Raw genomic sequence first — 22,880 nt, 5'->3', positions numbered from 1 at the left:
CAATGCTGAATTCGAAAGGAATCGCGCCATGAACACCTCGATCCACCCCACGCCGCTCCCGTCAGCGCAAGAGGCTGAACTCGCCCGCATCTCCGGCCGGAATCTGTCGGTCGTGCTGTCAAGCCGCGCCGAAACGCAACAGTTCGACTTCAAGGACAGCAAGGGCGAAACGCGCAGTGTGGAGTTGCCGACATCGGTCGTCCGTCTGATAGTCGACGTCCTCGCGGAAATCGGCCAAGGAAATGCTGTCTCGATCATCCCCATTCACGCCGAGTTGACCACGCAGGAAGCGGCCGACCTTCTCAACGTGTCGCGGCCGTACTTCGTGCAACTGCTGGAGAAGAAGGAGATCCCGTTCCGGAAGATGAACACGCATCGGCGCGTGCGTTATGAAGACGTGATGGCTTATAAGAATCGCATCGATTCGGAACGCCGCAAGGCGCTGGACGAACTCGCAGCGCTGTCGCAGGAAATGGGTCTGGAATAATCGATGTCGTCAAATTTCACAGCTATCTACGACGCTTGCGTTCTGTACTCCCAACCATTACGAAACCTGTTGATGCGTCTGGCCCTAACCGACCTCTACCGGGCGCGCTGGACGCAGGCTATTCATGACGAGTGGACACGTAATCTGATTGCAAACCGTCCTGACCTCGACCCCGCCAAAATCTATCGCGTCCGTGACCTGATGGATGCGAACGTTCGGGACGCTTTGGTCGACAACTATGAGCATCTGATACCGGCCATCGATTTGCCGGACCCCGATGATGCACATGTGGTCGCCGCCGCCGTGCACTGTGGCGAGGAGCTCATCGTCACGTTTAACCTGAAGGATTTTCCTCCCGACGCTTTGAGCACATTCAATATGGCCGCTCAGCATCCTGACGACTTCATCGCTGATCTCTTCGACCTGAACCAGGCTAAGGTTCTCGAAGCGATGGCCGAGCACAGGCAATCATTGAAAAACCCGCCCAAGTCTGTCGAGGAATACCTCGACACCGTTGCCGGGCTGGGTCTCACGCAAACCGTTTCAGTGGTCCGTCCTTACAGCGTAGCGATCTGAAAAGCGTCTTCACTCACGCTCAAGGCCACGCTCACGCGAACTGCACAAGCGTCGTGTCGATCGCATCAGCCAGCGTATTGAACGCCGGCGCAATCTCCTCGTCGGGCACGCACGCGTAGCCAATCAGCAAACCCGATGGCGCCAGCGCCGGTTGCGCGTAATACCCCGACAACGGCCGCACGACGATATTGCGCGCCAGCGCAGCAGTCGCCACCGCGCGGTCGTCGCTGCCCTCGGGCAACTGCATCACCAGATGCAAACCGGCATCGCCGCCCACCGCCGGCAGCGCGTCGCCATACCGATGTGCGGCGGCATCCAGCAGGGTCTGGCGACGCTGACCGTAAAGCGTGCGCATCTTGCGGATATGTGACGTGAAATGCCCTTCCGCGATGAACTCCGCGAGCATCGCCTGCTGCAACAACTGCCCTTCCCGATACAACTCGGCGCTCGCAGTGGCAAAGTTCTCGGCCAGCGCTTCGGGCACGACCAGGTAACCGATGCGCAACCCCGGAAACAGCGTCTTGCCGAAGCTGCCCACGTAGATCACCTGCCCGGACGTATCCAGACCTTGCAGCGATGCCAGCGGCCGGCTGCCGTAGCGGAATTCACTGTCATAGTCGTCCTCGATGATCCAGCACTGGTTCTGCCGCGCGTACTCGAGCAACATGCGGCGCCGCGCGAGGCTCATCACCATGCCGAGTGGATATTGATGCGACGGCGTGACGAGCATCAGCTTCGGCGGCTGCGCGAGATCGTCGGCGGATGGATTGATGCCTTCTTCGTCGACAGCGATCGGCCGGGATTGCAGGCCGGACACGTGCAGCACGCTGCGCACGCCCCAGTAGCAAGGATCTTCGGTCCAGATCAGATCGCCCGGATCGGACAGCAGACGCACAGCCAGATCGACCGACTGGTGGATCCCGGTCGTGATGATGATCTGCTCGGGCGTACAACGCACCGAGCGCGAGGTACGCAGATAATCGGCCAACGCGTGCCGCAGCGAAGCCAGCCCGCCACCCGGCGCGTAGGTCAGCAAGTCCGGACGCAGCCGGCGCCAATACTTGTTGTGCAGACGGCTCCACACGCGCGCCGGAAACTTCGTGACATCCGGCACCCCGGGCATAAACGCGCCCCATTGCCGCTTCGACACACCCGCACCCGCGATGAGCCGCGCGCCGCGCGTCGACAACGCGCGGCTGCCCTGCAACGGCGGCGGCAATGACTCGAGCGGCGCGGCCGGCGTCTCGGCATCGGGCGCGCCGACGATCTCGTCCGGCGCGCTATCGGCAACGAACGTGCCGCGGCCGGTCGCCGAGCTCACATAGCCTTCCAGCACCAACTGCTCGTAGACCTGCGTGACGGTATTGCGCCCGATGCCCAATTCCTGCGCCAGCAGACGCGACGACGGCACCTTGCTGCCAGGCGGCAATTCGCGCGACAGGATCGCCTGCTGCAGCAGCCGGTGCAGCTGACGATAGATCGGCTGGCCGTTGCCGCGGTCGAGGCGTTGCGCCAGCCAGTCGGACAAAACGCTCGTGCGCACGATTGGCTCCTATATTTTTATTGAAATGGCTCTGAAATTAAGAGCCAAATCTTATTATAGTCGCTGCATGTGCTGCGCTGAGCGCGGCGTCCGCAAAAACCGAGGAGCGAAGGAGATAACCATGAAGAATGCTGACCTGAAGAGCCGTAAAGACGCCGCCACGCCGCGCGGCGTCGGGGTGATGTGCGATTTCTACGCCGAGCGCGCGGAAAACGCCGAGTTGTGGGACGTCGAAGGCCGTCGTTTCATCGACTTCGCTGCGGGTATTGCGGTGTGCAACACGGGCCACCGTCACCCGAAGATTCTGGCGGCGATCCGCGACCAGCTCGATCATTTCACGCACACCGCGTACCAGATCGTGCCGTACGCGTCGTACGTTGAACTGGCTGAGAAGATCAACCAGCGCGCGCCGGGCGACTATCCGAAGAAGACGGCCTTCTTCACGACTGGCGCCGAAGCCGTTGAAAACGCGATCAAGATTGCGCGTGCCGCGACCGGCCGTCCGGGCGTGATCGCGTTCACGGGCGGTTTCCATGGCCGCACGATGATGGGCATGGCGCTGACCGGCAAGGTTGCGCCGTACAAGATCGGCTTTGGTCCGTTCCCGGCCGACGTGTTCCATGCACCGTTCCCGAATCCGCTGCACGGCGTGACGACGGCCGATTCGCTGAAGGCGATTGAGTTTCTGTTCAAGGCCGACATCGATCCGAAGCGCGTCGCGGCGATTATTTTCGAACCGGTTCAGGGCGAAGGCGGTTTCTACCCGGCGCCGGCCGAGTTCGTGCGTGCCTTGCGCAAGCTGTGCAATGAGCATGGCATTTTGCTGATTGCCGATGAAGTGCAGACGGGTTTTGCCCGTACCGGCAAGTTGTTTGCGATGCATCACTATGACGTGGTGCCTGATCTGATGACGATGGCCAAGAGCCTGGCGGGCGGCATGCCGTTGTCGGGCGTGGTCGGGCGTGCTGATTTGATGGACGCTGCAGCGCCTGGCGGTTTGGGTGGGACGTATGCAGGTAACCCGCTGGCGGTTGCTTCCGCGCATGCTGTGCTCGATATCATCGATGAAGAGAAGCTCTGCGAGCGGGCTACCGTGTTGGGTGACCGTGTTAAGGCGAAGCTGATCGCGCTTCAGAGCGAAGTTCCGCAGATCGCCGACGTGCGCGGGCCGGGCGGGATGGTGGCTGTTGAGTTCTGCAAGGCGGGTGGGACGGAGCCGGATGCTGAGTTCACCAAGCGGGTGCAGGCGCTGGCGCTTGAGCGTGGGTTGTTGTTGCTGGTTTGTGGTGTTTATTCCAACGTAGTTCGGTTTCTGTTCCCGCTTACGATTCAGGATTCTGTCTTTGATGAGGCGATGGGGATTTTGGAAGCTGTGCTTAAGGAAAGTGTTGCTGTAGCTGTTTGATGGTTTTTGGGCCTGCGCGGCGCTGGGTTGTTTTGCCTGCGGCGTGGGCCTTTTCTTGAATTGTTTGTCGTCGTGGTGCTTTCTGTCTGTGTGCCTACGGCGTTGGCCTTTCCTTGTTTTCTTTGTGGTCTATTAGTGTTGCCCCTGTGCGGGGCGGGCACCTACTTTTCTTTGCCTGCTGCAAAGAAAAGTAGGCAAAAGAAAGCAGCTCGCCCCCCCTGCTAAGCGGGTCCCCCGCACAGTAGCGGAAGTGGTGCATCTGGAATCGGTGTTCTCGCACATTCGGCGTGAGTGACAAAGGGCTCATCAGCTCCCACTCCGCACTGCGTGCGTCGCGGATGGGGCTGCCTGGGAAACCAGGGGTTTCGCTTGAGCGCGGTGTGAGCCGTCGGCTTCGCCTCGGCGCGGACGGATCTGCTTGGGAAACCCGGGCTTCCATTTGGCGCGGTGGGGGCCATCGGCTTCGTCTCGCGCGAACAGGTCTGCCTTGGAAACCAGCGGGCTTCGTTTGAGCGCGGTGGGAGCCCTCGGCTTCGCCTCGGCGAGGCGCTGCAATGTGGCGTGGTCGGATGTGGCGATGGTTTGATGAAGTGCGCTTCGGCGCGCGCAGCGCCGCCGGAAGTATGACGGCCTTGTCACTCACGCTGAATGTGCGAGGGCACGGATTCCAGATGCACCACTACCGCGACTGCGCGGGGACCCCACTTAGCAGGGGGTTCGACCCGCTTTCTTTGCTTATCTTTCTTTGCGGCGGCAAAGAAAGTAAGTGCCGCCCCGCACAGGGGCAACACTAATAAACCAATAACAAATCAAGGAAAGGCCAACACCGCAAGGGCACAACCCAAAAGCGCCGCGCAGGCAAAAAACCTAAATCCAGAACCCCAGGAGCAAAACCAAAATGCCGACGCTAGTCCTAAAAGACCCTACCCTTCTAAAAACAAAAAGCTACATAGCAGGCGAATGGCAATCCGCCGACGACGGCGCGACGCTCGACGTCAAGAACCCGGCCACAGGCGAATCAATCGCCACAGTCCCCCGCATGGGCACAACCGAAACCCGCCGTGCGATCGACACGGCCAACGCCGCATGGCCCGCATGGCGCGCCACCACCGCCAAACACCGCGCCACGATCCTGCGCAAATGGCATGACCTCATGCTGGAAAACGCCGACGATCTGGCCAAGATCCTCACCACCGAACAAGGCAAACCCCTCGCCGAAGCCAAAGGCGAAATCCTCTACGCCGCCTCGTTCCTGGAATGGTTCGCAGAAGAAGGCAAACGCGTCAACGGTGACACCATCCCCACGCCGGCAGGCGACAAACGCATCGTCGTGACGAAAGAACCGATCGGCGTCTGCGCAGCCATCACGCCGTGGAATTTCCCGGCAGCCATGATCACCCGTAAAGTCGGCCCCGCCCTCGCCGCCGGCTGCCCGATCATCGTCAAACCGGCCGAAGCCACGCCGCTGTCGGCACTCGCCCTCGCCGTGCTGGCCGAACGCGCCGGTGTGCCACGCGGCGTGTTCAACGTCGTCACCGGCGAGCCGAAAGCCATCGGCGCGGAAATGACGGGCAATCCGATCGTGCGCAAACTGTCCTTCACCGGCTCGACGCCAGTGGGCCGTCTGCTCATGGCGCAGTGCGCGCCGACGGTCAAGAAAGTCTCGCTCGAACTCGGCGGTAACGCACCGTTCATCGTCTTCGAGGACGCGGATCTGGATGCGGCCGTCGCCGGCGCCATCGCATCGAAATATCGCAACAGCGGCCAGACCTGCGTCTGCACGAATCGCTTCTACGTGCACGATAAAGTCTACGATGCATTCACCGAGAAACTGCGCGTCGCCGTCGAACAACTCAAGGTCGGCAACGGTACCGACGATGGCGTCACGCAAGGCCCGCTGATCAACGAAGCCGCTGTTCTCAAGGTCGAATCGCATATCGAAGACGCCCTTGCTAAAGGTGCACGCATCGTCACCGGCGGCAAGCGCCATGCGCTCGGTCACGGCTTCTTCGAACCGACCGTGCTCGCGGACGTCACGCCGGCCATGAAGGTCGCGCGCGACGAAACCTTCGGGCCGCTCGCGCCGCTGTTCCGCTTCTCGTCGGATGAAGAAGTGATCCGCCTCGCCAACGATACGGAATTCGGCCTCGCGTCGTACTTCTATAGCCGCGATATCGGCCGCGTCTGGCGTGTCGCCGAAGCGCTCGAATATGGCATGGTCGGCATCAACACCGGGCTGATCTCCAACGAAGTCGCGCCGTTCGGCGGCGTCAAGCAATCCGGTCTTGGCCGCGAAGGCTCGCATTACGGTATCGACGATTACGTCGTGATCAAGTACATGTGCGTCGGCGGGATCTAAAACGAAATGAAGCCAGAACGGCCACGTCGGCATGCCCGACGTGGCCGTTCTGTTGTGAGCATGTACCCTCAGGCTTGCACCTGGTTCGCGCTCATGGCATGCAGCAAGCCGTACTGACTTCGAAGCCGAACGGCAAACCGCTCAACGCCTGGATCAAAGAGCACTCGATAACTGCCGGGCTAAACCGGACGGCGCCGGGCAACATAGCTATGATCCAGCAGTCCGGTAGAAGGACATCCCAGTAGCGCAAGGGTGCGATCGACATCGCGTTTCAGCAGTTCGATGACGTCGCTCACGCCATGCTCACCTGCGGCCGCAAGTCCATACAGCGTCGCACGGCCGAGCATCACTGCTCGCGCGCCAAGCGCGACGGCCTTGATGACGTCAGCGCCGCAACGAATGCCACTGTCGCACAGCACAGGGGTCGCCCCAACTGCATCGCAAATCGCGGGGAGTTCGTCGATCGGTGTCGGAAGGTCGGCGAGTTGCCGTGCGCCGTGATTCGACACGACGACACCGTCTACCCCTGCCTCGACACACCTTGCCGCATCTTCAGGCGTAACAATGCCTTTGACGAGAAGGGTCCCAGGCCATTCGTCGCGCAACCTGCGCAAGTCGTCCCAGCCGAAGCTGGCGTCCATTTCGCGACGCAGCACAGCCGCTTGCGCAGCGGTGCTGGACGCGTCGTCAGTGGCGAAGTTTTTCAACTCAAGCGTGCCGTTTGTCAGATAGAACCAGAGCCAGCGCGGGTGGCTCAGCCCGTCCACAGCGACGCGCATACTCGGCCTGAACGGCATGGCAAATCCATTGCGCAGATCCCGTGCCCGAAATCCGTTAACCGCGACATCGACCGTCAGTATCAAGGTCGAGTAGCCGACCGCGCGAGCCCGGCGAACGAGGCTTCTGGCCAGATCACGATGCACCACGTACAACTGGAACCATAATTCTCCACTCGCGCCCTGAGCGACCTCCTCGATCGACATGTTCGACGCCGTCGAAAGCGCAAACGGAATCCCAGCCTTGTGCGCTGCGCGGGCCAGCGCCAGGTCGCCTCGAGGCCAGAATGCGCCGTTCAGGCCAGTCGGCGCGATCACCAGCGGCGCCGGAAGCTGGCTTCCGAAAAGAGTGGTCGACTGATCGCGCCGGCTAACGTCGATCAGCCGTCGTGGACGCAACTCCCATGCGCCGAACGCGTCGCGGTTACGCCGCAAGCCGGATTCGTCGTCGGCGCCGCCCTCCAGATAGTCGAAGACAATCTTTGGCAAGCGCCGCCGCGCGGCGCTACGATAGTCGTCAACGGAAAAGCGGTGGCGAGAGATCATGGCCATCATCTGCGCGTGAATGGGTTGAACAGGATCTGCGACGCTTGTGACAGCGCGCGTCATTACGGGAGCACTTCTGGTTGCGCGCGACGAACCGCCAACTTTACCCGTGCCCGTGGAATGTGATTTCCAACCATAACGAGCGCGATAAACACCATGCACATCGCCCCGCCGAGCAGACCCAGGTATGCCGACGCGCCACCCGAGGTGATCAGCCATGCACCCGCAAACGCGCTGAGAATCGCACCGAGCCGGCCGAACGCCAATGCCGATGCCGTTCCGGTCGCTCGCACATTGGTGGGGTAGACATAGGCGCACAGCGCGTACATGGTCGACTGAACGGCATTCACGAAGAGACCGTGCAAGCCAAGCCCCACAACGAACAGGCCGGTATGCTGGCCGACGTTCACCCCGCGCAACAGCAGGGCGCTCGCCGCGCCTCCCGCACAGCAAATCAGCAGGGGCCAGCGCGAGCCGAAGCGCGTAATCGCCGCGGCACAGCCGAGCGCACCCAGCACGCCGCCGATGTTGTATGCGGTCAGTCCTGAACTGGCCACCGCCACGTTCGCCCCCTCCGCGGCGAGCATGGTGGGCAACCAGCTGAATGCGCTATACACCGCGAGCAGGCTCATGAAAAACGCACACCAGATCGCCACGGTGTCACGGGCACGCGTGCCTTCGAAGAGCGCGGAAAAGCCTGCGCGCTGCTCGACCTTCTGCTCGCTGAGATCGGCAAATGTCGTTGCGGTATCGGTACGTCGGCCGATTCGAGTGAGGAGCGTGCGCAACTCGGACCACCGCTCCTGGCGTCGCGCGAGAAAGCGCGGAGATTCAGGCAACGCGAACAGCAGCAGCACGGCCAGCGCAATCGGAAGCGTTCCGCCGATATAGAACAGTCCGCGCCAGCCAAACCGCGGCAAGACTTCACTCGCAAAGAAGCCCGCCAGCATGCCGCCAAGCGGCACGCAGACGATAGTCGCGGTCACTGCGAACGTGCGCCGGCGCGCGGGCGTGAATTCAGCGGTCATCGTGGTCGAACTCGGCAAGGCGCCGCCAATCCCGAGACCCGCAATGAAGCGCAGCACCGCGATCGTCGCGATGTTGTGCGCAAGCGCGATCGAACATGTGGCGACACCAAACACGAGCACGCTTCCGATCAGCGCCCAGCGTCGGCCAAAGCGATCCGCAAACCAGCCCGCAAAGGCACTGCCAATACCCATTCCGATCAGCCCGGCCGCAACTGCGGGCGCGAACGCGTTTCGGGTGATGCCCCACTCCTTGATGAGGACCGGTATCGCGAAACCGATGAGCTGGCCGTCGAATCCGTCCATGACGATCGACAGCGCGACAAGAAAGACGATCAGCTTCTGTGCTGCGCTGAATGGACCGTCATCGAGAACACGCCCAATGTCCAGTGGCGTCGACGTTTGCAACGAGGGATTATTCACGTGCGCCTCCCACGCCGCACCATGCAGCGGCGTTGGGCAGGAAAGCCGGTGCTGTTTCACACCGCGTCGACGGGACGGCGTTCAGTGAAGCCGTCGTACTGGAGGGCACACGAGGTGTGCGTGGGGCGAGCAAAAGCATTACCTGTCTCCTTTTGATTTATTCGCACCGGGCAGACTGGGGGTGAACCTTCACCGGCGTCTATTCTTGTCGGGTTGCGAGCTGTCATGTACTGCTGACTTCTTAACGTGATTGCCCGCCAACGCGCGCAACTATCCTGATCCTCGGCGCGCGGCATCGTGGCCGGCGAAGGCGCGTCGCGTCAGCGGTGGCTATGGCCGGCACGGGCCTCGACGAGGCGAACCAGTTGCAGCATGGTTGCGGTATGCGTGACCGGCACACCGACTTCTCGCGCGGCAGCGACTACCGCGCCGTTGATGCTTTCGATCTCGGTACGGCGACCGGCGAGCACGTCCTGCAGCATCGACGGTTTATGTCCGTGGTGCGTTTCAATGGCGTGCGAAACATTCGCGAGGCAGCCGTGCAGATCCGCGTCGATGCCCCGCGCCCGTGCCACCGCCAGTACCTCGGTCACGATGCCCGCCGCCAATTGCGGGCCATCCGGCACCGCGCCGAGGCCGTCGACGGCACAACCGGTCACCGCGCAGAGGCTGTTGAGCGCGGCATTGAATGCCACCTTCTCCCAGATCGCGGCCCAGACGTTGCGATCGACCACGCAGCACAAGCCGGCGGAATCGAGTGCGGCAGCAATAGCGTCCACCTCCGGCCGGGCGACGCCATCGGCGGACATCATGCGTATCCCGCCGTCGCCATGAGAGCTGACCTGGCCGGGCCCGATCAGGTCTGCCGGCCAGGTTGTCACGCCAATCAGAACCTGCCGGATCGGTACGAACTCCGTGATCAACTCGATATTGCCCAGTCCGTTTTGCAGCGTCAGAACAAGCGTCTCTGGTCCGATGATGCCGTTGAGACTCGATAACGCCACACGCGTGTGCAACGACTTCGTAAATACGATCAACAGATCTGGTATCGAACGGGCAGCCTCCGGCCTGCTGACGCTCAGATTCGCGATGGCCCGCGTGCTTTCGCGAGCCTCAAGAAGCAGACCTCTTTCGCGAATCGCGTCGAGATGGGCTGCATTGATGTCGAGCAACGAGACGGCATGACCGTCTTGCGCGAGCAGCCCCCCAAACAGGGAGCCCATCGCGCCCGCACCCAGAACCGATATTTTCATTGTCGATCATGCCGCCCGCTCAAAACGGACGCTCCTCACGCAGTAGTCGAAAAAACGTCGCACGCAACGGTCTATTCTGTCGTCGCGTCGCTCAGGGATCAGAACGGATAGTGCCGTGGCGAAGTCTGAACCGTTATCCAGCGCAGATCCGTGAATTCAGCAATTCCGGCCTGCCCGCCGAAGCGTCCAAAGCCGCTGCCCTTCACGCCGCCAAACGGCATTTGCGCTTCGTCGTGAACGGTCGGCCCGTTGACATGGCAGATGCCCGATTCGATGCGCCTTGCGACATTCATCGCACGCGCTACATCACGGCTGAACACCGCCGACGAAAGCCCATACTCGTTGTCGTTCGCACAAGCCACCGCCTCGTCTTCGCCGTTCACACGCACAATGCCCTTCACCGGCCCGAACGATTCGTCGCCATAGATGCGCATGGCGGGCGTGACGTGATCGAGCAGCGTGGCGGGCATCAGGGTGCTCTCTGCCTTGCCGCCACAGACGAGCGTGGCACCTTTCGCCAGCGCGTCGTCGATCAGCGCATTGCAGCGATCGACCGTGCTCATATCGACAACCGATCCCAACACCACCGGTCCTTTGCGTGGATCGCCGAGCGGCAGGCCGCGCGCTTTCTGCGCGAGCTTTGCGACGAACGCGTCGGCGATCCGCTCATCGACGATGATCCGCTCCGTCGACATGCAGATCTGCCCCGAGTTGGCGAACGCACCGAATGCGGCGGCGTTCACGGCGGCATCGAGATCCGCGTCGTCGAGCACGATCAACGGCGCTTTTCCGCCGAGTTCCAGTACTGACGGCTTGAGATAGCGAGCACACGTGGCCGCGATAATCTTGCCGACATGCGTGGAACCCGTGAAATTGACTCGCCGCACTTTCGGATGCGCAATCAGCGCCTCGACCACCGCGCCGGCATCGGCCGGTGCATTGGTAACAAAGTTCACCACGCCCTTGGGCAAGCCCGCTTCCTGCAAGACTTCGATGATCAGGCCGTGCGTGCCGGGGCAGATTTCCGACCCCTTCAGCACGACCGTATTTCCGCATGCGAGCGGCAACGCAATCGCACGCACCGCGAGGATCACCGGTGCGTTCCACGGCGCGATGCCGAGCACGACGCCGGCTGGCTGACGCACGCCCATCGCGAGGCTGCCGGGCACGTCGGACGGGATCAGCTCGCCGCCGATCTGCGTAGTGAGTGCCGCGGCTTCCATCAAACCGCCGGCGGCGAGATGCACGTTGAATCCGGCCCACATCGCCGACGCGCCCGTCTCTGCCGCCATCACTGCGGCGAACGCAGCGCTGCGCGCTTCCAGCGCATGCGCCGCCTTCATCAGCAGCGCACGGCGCTCGCTCGGCCCCAGCGCGGACCATGCCGGAAACGCCGCTGCCGCGGCATCGGCGGCGGCGACCGCGTCGGCGACGGTGGCCGCGGGTGCACGCGTCGCAACTTCGCCGTCGAGCGGATTGCGGCGCTCGAAGGTGGCGCCGTTGCTCGCCTGCACGGCGCTGCCGTTGATCAGCATCGATATGCTCTGCATCGTGTTTGTCTCCTGCGGAAAGTTTGATGAATGCGGGCGTAGCGCTCGCTTAAGCTCAAGCCACGACGACTTCAACCAGCATCGGTCCGGATGACGCCAGCGCGTCGCGCAGAACGTCGTGCAAGCGTTCGGCATCGGTCACGCGCGTGCCGTGGCAACCCATTCCCGCAGCAAGCGCCACGAAGTCGAGTCCCGGCAGATCGGTGCCTTGCACCGGATCCGTCGGACCAAAACCGAATTCCGGCGCGAAGTCCTGCAGCGCGGCATAGCGTGAATTGTTCAGGATCACGAACGTGATCGGCAGTTTCATCTGCACAGCGCTATAGATGGCCTGGATCGAATACATGCTGGAGCCGTCACCGATCAGGCCGATGACGCGCGCGCCGGGTTTCGCCAACGCCACGCCGACAGCAGCCGGCATGCCGTAGCCGAGGCCGCCGCTGTCCATCGTGTAGAAGGTGCCGCTGCGCGTGAACGGCAGATAGTTCTGCATAACCGGCCGCGAACTCGGTGCCTCCTCGACCACGATATCGTCCGCATGGCGCACCTCGGCGAGGGTCTGCAACGCGAACGCCACCGACATCAACGGCGACGGTTCTGCGCGCGGACGCGCGGCGCGTGGCGCGGGCAAGGGGCGCGCCTTCGGTGCCGGACGGGACAGCAGATCGGCCACGGCGAGGCGAATATTGCCGACCACCGCGGTGCCGGTCGGCGCCCATGCCGCGATAGCCGGATCGTCGATCAACTGGCACAGTGTGGCGCCGGCAGGCAGATGCGGGCCGTACCCTTCGACGTGATACGTGAAGGCCGGCGCGCCGATGACGAAGATCAGGTCATGACCGCCGAGCAACTCGACGATCCTCTCGCGCATGGCCGGCAAGAAACCGGCGAACAGGCGATGGTCTTCGGGGAACGCGCAGCGCCCTGTCATCGGCGCGACGAATACGCGGGCGTTGTGGCGTTCGGCGAGACTCACGACTTCATCCCAGCCGCCGGCCCGGTCGACCGCGCCGCCCACCACGAAGACCGGCCGTTCGCAGGCATCGAGCGCCGCACCGATCTGCTCCAGCACAAACGGCTCCGGCCGCGTCTCGGTACTCACCACGCGCGCCGGCACCGGCTCGGCAGCGCGATCCCAATCGTCGACGGGAATCGACACCAGCACAGGCCCACGCGGCTCCTGCATCGCCACGTGATAGGCACGCGCAATCGCCAGCGGCACGTCTTCGGCGCGTGCCGGTTCAATGCTCCATTTGACGTACGGCTTGGGCAATTCGGTGGCTTGCGTCGACGCGAGGAACGGGTCGAACGGCAGAATCGAGCGGGCCTGCTGGCCGGCGGTAATCACCATCGGCGTGCGATTGCGGAACGCGGTGAAGATATTGCCCATTGCATTACCAACGCCAGCCGCCGAGTGCAGATTGACGAACGACGCGTTACGGGTGGCCTGCGCATAACCATCGGCCATGCCGACCACGGTTGCTTCCTGCAAGCCCAGCACATAACGGAAATCTGGCGGGAAGTCGCGGAACAGCGGCAATTCCGTCGACCCCGGATTGGCGAACACCGATGTCATGCCGAGACGGCGCATGAGATCGATGACGGCGTGGCGCACGGTGAAGGCTGCGTGTTGAGAGAGTCCCGATGCGTCTGAACGGGGTGCGTTGCTGGTCATACCTGTCTCCTGTCGATGAGGCATTATCCGAAGCGCGAGGTTGATTGAAAATTGCCTTTTTTGATAAAAGGCATTACTTTTGCGCATGACTTTCAATCTCCAGCAATTGCATGCGTTCGCGACCATCGTCGCGAGCGGCAGCCTTGGCCGTGCCGCGGAAGTGCTGCACGTCACGCAACCTGCCCTGAGCCGCACCATCAAGCGGCTCGAGGATCAGGTCGGCGCGCCGCTGTTCGAACGGCACTCGAAAGGTATGCAGCTTACGGCGATCGGCAGCGCGCTGCTGCCGCACGCCACCCTGCTGCAACGCGAAGCCGATCACGCGCGCGAGGAGATCGACGCGATGCGCGGCCTCGCGAAAGGGACGATTCGCGTTGGCGCGGTCGCAAGCATCGCCACGCTCGTGCTGCCGCTCGCAGTGAGCGGCGTGCTCGCGCGCTGGCCGAATCTGCGCGTGGAGATCATAGAGGGGGTGTGGGACCGGCTTGCGGATAGTCTGATGAAACACGAGATCGACCTCGCGCTCAGCAGGGCGGTGCCCGATACAGACGAGATTGCTGCGATCGCCGATTGCCGGTGGGAAGACCTGAGCTATATAGTCGCCGCGCTCGATCATCCGCTGCGAGGCAAAGCGGATTTATCGCTTGCGGACACACTCGATCAGCAGTGGTGCGTGCCGCCGCGTGGAACAGGTCCGTTCGAGCATATGCAGCAAGTGTTTGCCGAGCATGGGCTCGGCATGCCGCAAATTGCGGTCGAGACGCGCTCGATCACCGTGCTGAAAAGCCTGGTGACGCGAGCGGGATTTCTGAGCTGGATGGCTATGCCGATGTACGACACCGAAAGCGCGGCCGGCGTGTTCGACACATTGCCGATTCCGGGCCTGGTCGGACGTCGCACATTGACGGCGTTTCGGCGCCGTCAGGGGATTTTGCCGAGTCCGGCGGTGAAGCTGCTGGAGCAACTCAGGCAGTTGACTGCCGTACAGGGCTAGGTGCCTGCACAAAACCGGCCACGCCGACTGCCTCGTTCAACGCTCAAATGCACAGCGGCCCTGCTTTCACTTGGAGGTGAAAGCAGGGCCGCTGTGCAAGGATGACACTCAAGCAAGCTCGAACCTGTTGCTCGCGCCGCCTATTAATGACCGAAGTTGGCGACCGGAACCGAATAGGAGCTCGACGTCGTTTCGGTGCGGCTGCCGGCTTGCGACGATCCATTCGTTGCCGAGCCATAACCGCTGTTTTGTGTCGCGACGCGCGCTTCAGCAGCCTGAATGTTTGCCGGGTAGTCGTCGACATTGGCTGTCGCCGGGTTGTAGCCGGCCTTTTCCAGTTGGACCAGCTCAGCGCGCACCTGGGCGCGGGTCACCGGCTGGTTGGATTGGGCAAAAGCGGCGAGCGGCGCAGTGATAAGAGCAGCGATAACAACGGCTTCGATCAGCGATTTCATGACGACTACCTCCAGAGATTGTTTTTTGCCGTGCTGCAAACCTGTTTGTTTGCAGCCAGTGAAGACAGTCTAGGCATCAGTGAATATAGGGTAAACCCCTAATAAACGAATTCACTGTTGCTAGAATCGGCACAATCGTCATGAAAGGTAATTGAAATTGACGATAAACCCGGTTCTCACTCCGCGAGGTCTCGTGTACAGCGCGCCGACTAAGGCGGAAGGCCGACGCGCCGCGGCCGGCGAGCCATCGCCATGCGTGCGCTGCGAAGTCAGCTTTCCGACCATGCTGGGGCCGATGCCTGTGTTGCCTCGCTTGATGACACCCCAGCGCCGCCGTTTCGGCCGCCCGTCACCTGCCGGTCGCTTCGCGGACTCACGCCGAACCGCGCGCGATACGTCCGCGAAAAATGCGAAGGGGACTCGAATCCGCATGCGACACAAATCGATGTGATCGACATGTCGGTCTGTTGCAGCAACTCGCGCGCCCGGGTAAGGCGCAGTTGCAGATAGAAATGCGTCGGCGTGTCCTTGAGCGACGCACAGAACAGCCGCTCCAGTTGCCGCCGCGTCACGCTGATCTCCTCGGCGAGTTGGTCGGGCGTCAGCAGTTCTTCCATGTGTTGCTCCATGGCGCCGATCACCTGAATCAGCTTGCGGTTGTGCACACCGTAACGCGCCGCAATCTCCATCCGTTGATGGTCCGAGCGCTGCCGGATCCGGCTCACAACGAACTGTTCCGATACTGCCGAGGCCAACGCGGCGCCATGCTTGCGACCGATCAGGTCGAGCATCATGTCGATCGACGCCGTGCCGCCCGCGCACGTGATGCGCCGCGCGCCGATTTCGAACAGCTCCTGGCTTGCGTTCAGCGAGGGAAAGCGCTCGCGAAACGCCGACAACGCTTCCCAATGGACGGTCACCCTGTCCGAGTCACGGAGGAGCCCTGCTTCCGCGAGCACGAAGCTGCCCGTATCGATGCCGCCGAGCGTCGTGCCGGCGCGTTCGAGTCGCTTCAGGCAATCGCCGAGCACACGCGTATAGCAGGCGAGTGGGTCGAAGCCCGCGACGACGAACACCGTCTGCGTCACATGAACATCGACGATTGCCGCCTCGGCGTTGATGGAAATACCGTTGCTGGCTGCGACGGGCTCGCCGTCGAGACTCAGAATGCGCCACCGATAAAGATCGCCGCGAAAGCGGTTCGCCACACGCAAAGGCTCGACCGCTGACATGAAGCCGATCGCGGAAAAGCCAGGCAGCAGCAGGAACGACATATCTTCAGGCATCTTGCGCAGACTCGATCCAGGGACACACAGAGATACAAACCGCAAGCAGGCGCGGGGTTCCGGGCGAGCGTAGCAAGCAGCGCGCGAGCCGGCAAGGCGCACCAAAATTCACCGCGCAAATCGATGCTGCACTGCAATGACGAACGATGCTGGTTTTCCCTCGTTGTCGCGTGCGAGCAAGAACGGGTCGCTGACGGTCGATTTGGCAGGAATATGGGGCATTAACGTTACGTCACTCGTGCAGTTCAAGCGCGACTCAAGTCCCACTCGAGCATGAGTCAAGCCGTATAACGCAGGTCCCGGGGGCCGCTCTGTTTTGCTCAGTCGCGGCATGGGTCAAAACACGTTGTTCAATGTGTCCGAAGAGGGAACGTCATGAAGTTACGCGTCAAAGCCTTGCTTGCCCATCTTGCGTGTCTGGCGGCCGTCGTCGCGGCATCGCCCGTACACGCACAGGATCCCGCCACCTGCCGTGCCGTGCATTTTGCCGACATCGGCTGGACAGACATTACGTCGACCACGGCCCTCGCATCGACCGTATTCGAGGGACTCGGCTATCAGCCTGTTACGACCGTAGCCTCGGTGCCGATTTCGTTCGCGGGCCTGAAGAGCAAACAGCTCGACGTATCGCTCGGCTACTGGTGGCCCGTTCAAGAGAAAGCGATTGCCCCGTTCGTCGATTCGAAATCGATTCAGGTGCTGCAACCGCCTAACCTGACCGGCGCTAAAGCGACCTTCGCGGTGCCGAGTTACGAATACGACGCAGGCCTAAAGACTTTCGCCGACATCGCCAAACACCGCGATCAACTCGACGGCAAGATCTATGGCATCGAGCCCGGCAGCAGCGCGAACGCGGCGATTCAGAAGATGATCGCCAACAATCAGTTCGGCCTCGGCGGTTTCAAGCTGATCGAATCGAGTGAAGCGGGCATGCTGGTTTCAGTGGATCGCGCCATTCGCGAGAAAAAATGGGTGGTTTTTCTCGGCTGGGAACCGCATCCGATGAACATCCAGATCGACATGAAATACCTCTCCGGCAGCGAAGACGTATTTGGTCCTAACGATGGCGAAGCACGCGTTTATACGCTGACGTCCCCCGACTATCTGACGCGTTGCCCGAACGCGGGCAAGCTCGTGAGCAATCTGCGCTTCTCGACGCAACTGGAGAACGTGGTGATGCAGTCGGTGATGAACAAGGAGAAACCGGCCGATGCCGCCAAAGCGTATCTGAAGAAGAACCCGCAAGTACTGGATGCGTGGCTCGCGGGCGTGAAGACCTATGACGGTAAAGACGGCTTGCCCGCAGTGAAAGCCTATCTCGGACTTTGACGGGGTCGCCTGGACTTGGTCCGCTACGTGACCCAGTTGGGTTTCGACGCGGTCGCCTGCGTGCGGTCACCTTAGACACAGCCCGCTTCGACTCAGGGCTTTACCCCAGTCCGGTTTGCATCCATCGAGTTGCGCATTTCAATCCACAGGAATTAGCACGCATGAATCATGAAGTCATCGTGACCTGCGCGGTCACCGGCGCGGGCGATACGGTCGGCAAGCATCCGGCCATTCCCGTCACGCCGAAACAGATCGCCGAAGCCGCTATCGAAGCCGCGAAAGCCGGCGCCACCGTTGCGCATTGTCACGTGCGCGATCCGAAGACCGGCCGCGGCAGCCGCGATCCGCAGTTGTATCGCGAGGTCGTCGACCGGATCCGGTCGTCAGGCACCGACGTGATCATCAATCTGACCGCTGGCATGGGCGGCGATCTTGAGATCGGTTCAGGCGAAGACCCAATGCGTTTCGGCGCGGGAACCGACCTCGTCGGCGGCTTGACGCGGCTCGCGCACGTCGAGGAACTGCTGCCGGAAATCTGCACGCTCGATTGCGGCACGCTCAATTTCGGCGACGGCGACTACATCTATGTGTCGACACCCGCGCAATTGCGGGCCGGCGCGCAGCGTATCCAGGAGCTCGGCGTGAAGCCGGAACTGGAGATCTTCGATACCGGGCATTTGTGGTTCGCCAAACAATTGCTCAAGGAAGGCCTGCTCGACGCGCCGCCGCTGTTTCAGATCTGCCTCGGCATTCCTTGGGGCGCGCCCGCCGATACCACGACGATGAAAGCGATGGCCGACAACCTGCCGCCAGGCGCGCAATGGGCCGGGTTCGGCATTGGCCGCATGCAGATGCCGATGGTCGCGCAGGCGATGCTCCTCGGCGGCCACGTGCGTGTTGGTCTTGAAGACAACATCTGGCTCGACAAAGGTGTGCCTGCAACGAACGGCACCCTGGTGCAGCGCGCGGTCGAGATCATCGAACGGCTCGGCGCGCGCGCGCTGACACCCGCCGAAGGGCGCCGCAAGCTCGGCTTGCCGGCGCGTGGCGAGCGGCAGTTGGAGCGGCGCGTGGCTGGACAGTATGCCTGACTATGCCGCGTATCCGTTGCACCGGCTACAGCGGGCTTCAGAACCTGAGAACTCATAGGCAAAGGAAATATCAGCAATGGCAGTGATCGTCGACATCAAAACATTTGCGGCAATCGGCGCGGGCGTGATTGGCAGCGGCTGGGTAGCGCGCGCGCTCGCGCACGGGCTCGACGTCGTCGCGTGGGACCCTGCTCCCGGCGCGGAAAAGCAGTTACGCGAGAACATCGCGAATGCGTGGCCGGCATTGGAGCGCGTCGGCCTCGTCGAGGGCGCAACGCCGGACAGGTTGCGCTTCGTCGATACGATCGAAGCCTGCGTCGCACACGCGGATTTCATTCAGGAGAGCGCGCCCGAACGCGAAGAATTGAAGCTCGCTTTGCATGAACAGATCAGCAGCGCGGCGAAGCCGGACGCGATCATTGCTTCCTCCACGTCCGGCCTGCTGCCGAGCGATTTCTACGCACGGGCGGTGAATCCGCAGCGTTGCATCGTCGGGCATCCGTTCAACCCCGTCTATCTCCTGCCGCTCGTCGAAGTGCTCGGCGGCGAACGTACCGCACCGGCAACCATCGATGCCGCGATGCAGGTTTACCGTTCGCTGTCGATGCGGCCGCTTCTGGTGCGCAAGGAAGTGCCCGGCTTTATCGCCGACCGTTTGCTCGAAGCGCTGTGGCGTGAGGCGCTGCATCTGGTCAACGAAGGCGTGGCGACCACGGGAGAAATCGACGATGCGATCCGCTTCGGCGCGGGAATCCGCTGGTCGTTCATGGGCACGTTCCTGACCTACACGCTGGCAGGCGGTGATGCGGGCATGCGCCACTTCATGCAGCAGTTTGGACCGGCATTGGAGTTGCCGTGGACTAAACTGGTAGCGCCGCCGCTGACTGATGAATTGATCGATCGGGTGGTGGACGGCACGTCTGAACAGGTCGGAGCGCGCTCGATCAAGCAGCTCGAACGGTATCGGGACGATTGCATTACGAGCGTGCTGGCGGCGATCGGAGAAGCCAAGGCGCGGCACGGCTTGCTTCCCGCAGAGTGATGCGGCGTGCTGGAATACACGCCGCCGCGCATGAATGCGTCGGCAGCGTATGATCGCTGCGGCCAGTGCCGTTCACAGGAATGAAGGAGACGATTGCCCATGTATGCGCCGCACCCTGTTTCGCTGCCCTGCTATCACGACACCGTGCGCGCCGAGTGGGTGGACTACAACGGCCACTTGCGCGACGCGTTCTATATGCTGATTTTCAGCTTCGCGACTGATGCGCTGATTGATGTCATCGGGTTACCTGATTCAGTGCGCAAAGAACGGGGTCGCTCGATCTATACACTCGAAGCGCATATCAACTACCTGCATGAAATCAAGGAAGGTGTGCAGGTTCGCATCGATATGCGCGTGCTGGGGCATGACGCGAAGCGACTGCATCTTTACCTCGAGATGTTTGCCGATGATGGCGTCGAACCGGTAGCCGCCGGCGAACAGATGCTGCTGCACGTCGATACAAGTGGCCCGCGCGCCGTTGCCTTCGACCCTGATGTCGAGGCGCATGTTCGGGCGTTGGCGCAAGCGCATGCCGGGTTGCCGGCGGCCAGGTTTGCGGGCCGCGTGATCGGCTTGCCTGTCAAGACGCCGCGCAATGGCAGCGCGGAGAGTGAGGGAAGTAAGCATGCTTGAGCCTGAGATCGCTGCGTTCATCGCACGGACGGCTGCCATCTACGCGGGGCATTCGACTTCATTGCCACCGAGCGAGCAGCGCGCGATTTACGATCGCTATGCGGCTTCACTTACCCCACCTCTGCCAGCCGGCGTGATAGCCGAAGACGCGGTGTTCCAGGCGAGCGCCGGACATCCGATCAGGCTGCGGCTTTATCGCAATCGTGGAAAGACAAGCGGGACACCCAGCGGCACCGTCCTGTACTTTCACGGTGGCGGCTTCGTGCTCGGGTCGTTGGATAGTCACGAGATCGTGACCGCTCGTCTTGCAGCGGCTACCGGCCTTGATGTGATTGCAGTCGATTACCGGCTTGCGCCTGAACACCGCGCGCCAGCCGCCCATGACGATTGTCTGGAGGTCACGCTCGCAGCATTGAACGGCCGCTTGCCGTTTGATTCGCTAGCGGAAAATGCGCTGCAATTGGCGGGTGACAGCGCCGGCGCCAATCTCGCTGCTTGCGTCGCTATGCGGCTGCGCGATGACGGACTTCAGGGCGTACGCGGACTTGCGCTGGTTTATCCGATGCTCGGCACCGAGCCGCAAATGCCTGCGCGCGAAAGCGAAGCGCACGCGCCGATGCTGACGCTTGCAGATGTCCATGCGTTTCGCGATCTGTATTGGGGCAAAAGCGGGGGCGAACGCGCACCCTATCCAGCGTGGACGATACCGCTCGATGCGGCGCGCTTCGACGGACTTCCGCCCACGCTTGCCATCGGGGTAGAACACGATCCGTTACGGGACGACGCGAGAGTGTTTGTCGAACGCGTTAACGCGGCCGGTGGACAGGGCCGGTTATGGATCGGAACCGGGCTCGTGCATGGGTGCTGGCGTGCGCTCGAATCGAGTCCGGGTGTAAAGGCGTTGCATCACACGGTCTGCCAGTTTCTAGGCGCGCGTTCCGCCGCCTCGTGATGGCCCCGTAGGAGATCAATGGAGCGGATCGAAAAACGGCGTGTCCGGGTCGCTGACATAGAAGACGACGACGCGCAGCGGGTCGCTATTACTCCGGTTATAGCCCGTCATCCTCACATGCGGCGGCTCCATCATTGCCTCGCCCTGGGACACTTTCACTGGCGCCATGCCCTCCATTTCCAACGTGAAGGCGCCCTCCAGTACATAAACCGTCACCGGAAACCGGTGCGTATGAAATACGGTTCTATCGCCGGGTCTGAAACTCGCCGTCAAAACGCGTACTTCCTGTTTTTCACCTTTCGGCATGCCCTCGACGGTTTGATCAACGAGCGTTTGAGGCTTCACAATTCCCGACTCCTGCGCGGAACAGGGCAGGCAAAAGATCGAGGCGGTGGCGATGCTTAAACCGAGGCACAAACGGGTAGTTATTTTCATTTTATATTCTCCATTAGGCGGAAGTGGTTGCCAGTACAACCATCAATCCGCAATCCCCTCAGGACAACCCGTCAATCCGCCGTTGGCGAATCAACCCATTCACGTCTCACGTCTGCGCCGCGCCCCCGCTCCGCTTGAACGAACTGGCGAAGAAGAGCACCTGGTACTGCACAGCATTGGCCCAATACGTCCACGTATGGCCACCGGGCCGCTCCGTGTAATCATGCGGCACGCCGAGCTCGACAAGCCGCGCATGGAGCATCCGATTGGATTGAACAAGCGAGTCGTTCACCCCGCAATCGATCGTCAGCGCAATATGCTCCTTTGCCAAACTACGGGCGTTCTCAACGATCGCCTCGTTGTTCCAGAAGTCGGCGTGATGGGTCGGATCCCCAAACACCTGGTCGATCCCGGGCTCATCCTCACAGCCGCGCGGATCGACGGCTCCGCTAATACTTCCGGCAGCGCCGAATTCGTCCGGCCGGTCTAGCGCGATATGCAGCGCGCCGAACCCGCCCATGCTCAAGCCCGTAATCGCACGGGCCTGGCGTGTCGCGATCGTCCGGAAATGCGTATCGATATAGCCGACGACTTCCGTCCCAACGTAGGTTTCGTAACGGCTGCGTGGATCGACAGGGCTGTCGATATACCAGCTCTCGTGACCGCCGTCCGGCATGACGAGGATCACGTGATAGCGGTCGGCCAGTTTGCCGATGTGCGAATTCGCGGTCCAGTCGGTGTAGTCACCGCCTGAGCCGTGCAGCAAGTAGACAACGGGGAAGCGATCGGACGCCTTGCCGTGCGTGTAATGGTCGGGCAACACCACCGTCGCTTCGAACGACTTATGCATGGCCGCACTGGGAATAGTGACGACCCTGGTCTGAAACGCCCAGACCGGGTTCGTGAAGAGCAGCGTCAGAATGAGCCAGAACGCACGATGGATTTTCATGGTTTGTCGCTCTCCCCTTTCTATGTGTCCGAAGAACACTGTCTGGCATCTGGCGGCAAAATTCTGACGTTGACTCTAGCAATGGTGACTTACAAC

The 22,880-nt window shown here is 61.9% G+C and carries 20 protein-coding genes; 10 read left to right on the top strand and 10 right to left on the bottom strand.

Annotated features, from left to right (window positions below; all coding sequences use genetic code 11):
- Nucleotides 1-28: 28 nt before the first annotated feature.
- Nucleotides 29-487 (top strand): helix-turn-helix domain-containing protein, encoded by a 459-nt coding sequence (locus PQQ96_RS09185; RefSeq protein ID WP_408290992.1) that lies wholly within the window; start codon nt 29-31, stop codon nt 485-487.
- 3 nt (nt 488-490) lie between these two features.
- Nucleotides 491-1,063 (top strand): VapC50 family PIN domain-containing toxin, encoded by a 573-nt coding sequence (locus PQQ96_RS09180; protein ID WP_408290991.1) that lies wholly within the window; start codon nt 491-493, stop codon nt 1,061-1,063.
- A 31-nt stretch (nt 1,064-1,094) separates the two neighbouring features.
- Here the strand turns inward: PQQ96_RS09180 and pdxR are convergent, their stop codons facing one another.
- Nucleotides 1,095-2,606, bottom strand: a complete 1,512-nt coding sequence (gene pdxR / locus PQQ96_RS09175) for a MocR-like pyridoxine biosynthesis transcription factor PdxR (protein ID WP_408290989.1) — start codon at nt 2,604-2,606, stop codon at nt 1,095-1,097.
- Nucleotides 2,607-2,727: 121 nt separating this feature from the next.
- Here pdxR and PQQ96_RS09170 point away from each other — a divergent pair, with 121 nt between their 5' ends.
- Nucleotides 2,728-4,011, top strand: coding sequence for a 4-aminobutyrate--2-oxoglutarate transaminase (locus PQQ96_RS09170; RefSeq protein WP_408291059.1), 1,284 nt, complete (start codon nt 2,728-2,730; stop codon nt 4,009-4,011).
- 898 nt (nt 4,012-4,909) lie between these two features.
- Nucleotides 4,910-6,370: an NADP-dependent succinate-semialdehyde dehydrogenase gene (gene gabD / locus PQQ96_RS09165; RefSeq protein WP_408290987.1), complete on the top strand. Its 1,461-nt coding sequence runs from the start codon at nt 4,910-4,912 to the stop codon at nt 6,368-6,370.
- A gap of 179 nt (nt 6,371-6,549) precedes the next feature.
- Here the strand turns inward: gabD and PQQ96_RS09160 are convergent, their stop codons facing one another.
- The 5 genes from PQQ96_RS09160 to mdlC all read right to left on the bottom strand — a co-directional run bounded on the left by PQQ96_RS09160 (nt 6,550) and on the right by mdlC (nt 13,618).
- Nucleotides 6,550-7,692 carry an alpha-hydroxy-acid oxidizing protein gene (locus PQQ96_RS09160; protein WP_408290986.1) on the bottom strand — a complete coding sequence of 381 codons (1,143 nt, stop codon included), beginning with the start codon at nt 7,690-7,692 and terminating at the stop codon, nt 6,550-6,552.
- A 62-nt stretch (nt 7,693-7,754) separates the two neighbouring features.
- Nucleotides 7,755-9,167: an MFS transporter gene (locus PQQ96_RS09155; RefSeq protein WP_408291058.1), complete on the bottom strand. Its 1,413-nt coding sequence runs from the start codon at nt 9,165-9,167 to the stop codon at nt 7,755-7,757.
- A 293-nt stretch (nt 9,168-9,460) separates the two neighbouring features.
- Nucleotides 9,461-10,393: a ketopantoate reductase family protein gene (locus PQQ96_RS09150; protein ID WP_408290984.1), complete on the bottom strand. Its 933-nt coding sequence runs from the start codon at nt 10,391-10,393 to the stop codon at nt 9,461-9,463.
- A gap of 98 nt (nt 10,394-10,491) precedes the next feature.
- Nucleotides 10,492-11,943 carry an aldehyde dehydrogenase gene (locus PQQ96_RS09145; RefSeq protein WP_408290983.1) on the bottom strand — a complete coding sequence of 484 codons (1,452 nt, stop codon included), beginning with the start codon at nt 11,941-11,943 and terminating at the stop codon, nt 10,492-10,494.
- A gap of 55 nt (nt 11,944-11,998) precedes the next feature.
- A complete protein-coding gene (gene mdlC / locus PQQ96_RS09140) occupies nt 11,999-13,618 on the bottom strand; it encodes a benzoylformate decarboxylase (RefSeq protein ID WP_408290981.1) in 1,620 nt (539 codons plus the stop codon).
- An 85-nt stretch (nt 13,619-13,703) separates the two neighbouring features.
- Here mdlC and PQQ96_RS09135 point away from each other — a divergent pair, with 85 nt between their 5' ends.
- Nucleotides 13,704-14,612: a LysR family transcriptional regulator gene (locus tag PQQ96_RS09135; protein WP_408290979.1), complete on the top strand. Its 909-nt coding sequence runs from the start codon at nt 13,704-13,706 to the stop codon at nt 14,610-14,612.
- A 143-nt stretch (nt 14,613-14,755) separates the two neighbouring features.
- Here PQQ96_RS09135 and PQQ96_RS09130 read toward each other — a convergent pair whose 3' ends face one another.
- Complete coding sequence (locus PQQ96_RS09130) at nt 14,756-15,067, bottom strand: DUF4148 domain-containing protein (RefSeq protein ID WP_408291056.1); 312 nt, start codon at nt 15,065-15,067, stop codon at nt 14,756-14,758.
- 269 nt (nt 15,068-15,336) lie between these two features.
- Entirely contained in the window at nt 15,337-16,353 is a 1,017-nt protein-coding gene (locus PQQ96_RS09125; RefSeq protein WP_408290977.1) for a GlxA family transcriptional regulator, read from the bottom strand.
- 375 nt (nt 16,354-16,728) lie between these two features.
- On the opposite strand from PQQ96_RS09125, the gene PQQ96_RS09120 reads away from it, so the two are divergent.
- The 5 genes from PQQ96_RS09120 (at nt 16,729) to PQQ96_RS09100 (ending at nt 21,400) form a co-directional block, all read left to right on the top strand.
- Complete coding sequence (locus PQQ96_RS09120; protein ID WP_408290975.1) at nt 16,729-17,682, top strand: choline ABC transporter substrate-binding protein; 954 nt, start codon at nt 16,729-16,731, stop codon at nt 17,680-17,682.
- 161 nt (nt 17,683-17,843) lie between these two features.
- Entirely contained in the window at nt 17,844-18,773 is a 930-nt protein-coding gene (gene cdhC, locus PQQ96_RS09115; RefSeq protein WP_074286757.1) for a 3-dehydrocarnitine:acetyl-CoA trimethylamine transferase CdhC, read from the top strand.
- Nucleotides 18,774-18,849: 76 nt separating this feature from the next.
- Nucleotides 18,850-19,815, top strand: a complete 966-nt coding sequence (locus PQQ96_RS09110; RefSeq protein WP_408290973.1) for an L-carnitine dehydrogenase — start codon at nt 18,850-18,852, stop codon at nt 19,813-19,815.
- Nucleotides 19,816-19,914: 99 nt separating this feature from the next.
- Nucleotides 19,915-20,448, top strand: a complete 534-nt coding sequence (locus PQQ96_RS09105) for a thioesterase family protein (protein ID WP_408290971.1) — start codon at nt 19,915-19,917, stop codon at nt 20,446-20,448.
- Entirely contained in the window at nt 20,441-21,400 is a 960-nt protein-coding gene (locus PQQ96_RS09100) for an alpha/beta hydrolase (RefSeq protein WP_408290970.1), read from the top strand. The genes PQQ96_RS09105 and PQQ96_RS09100 overlap by 8 nt, the downstream gene beginning before the upstream one ends.
- 15 nt (nt 21,401-21,415) lie before the next feature.
- On the opposite strand, the gene PQQ96_RS09095 is transcribed toward PQQ96_RS09100, so the two are convergent.
- Nucleotides 21,416-21,835, bottom strand: coding sequence for a cupin domain-containing protein (locus PQQ96_RS09095; protein WP_408290968.1), 420 nt, complete (start codon nt 21,833-21,835; stop codon nt 21,416-21,418).
- A 106-nt stretch (nt 21,836-21,941) separates the two neighbouring features.
- On the bottom strand, nt 21,942-22,784 hold the full coding sequence (locus PQQ96_RS09090; protein WP_408290966.1) for an alpha/beta hydrolase: 843 nt from the start codon (nt 22,782-22,784) through the stop codon (nt 21,942-21,944).
- Between the last annotated feature and the right edge of the window lie 96 nt (nt 22,785-22,880).

This window comes from Paraburkholderia sediminicola (assembly GCF_046027825.1).
Lineage (GTDB): Bacteria > Pseudomonadota > Gammaproteobacteria > Burkholderiales > Burkholderiaceae > Paraburkholderia > Paraburkholderia sediminicola_D.
The sequence above is the reverse complement of the archived record's forward strand: the minus strand, read 5'-3'. Positions and strand labels throughout refer to the sequence as shown.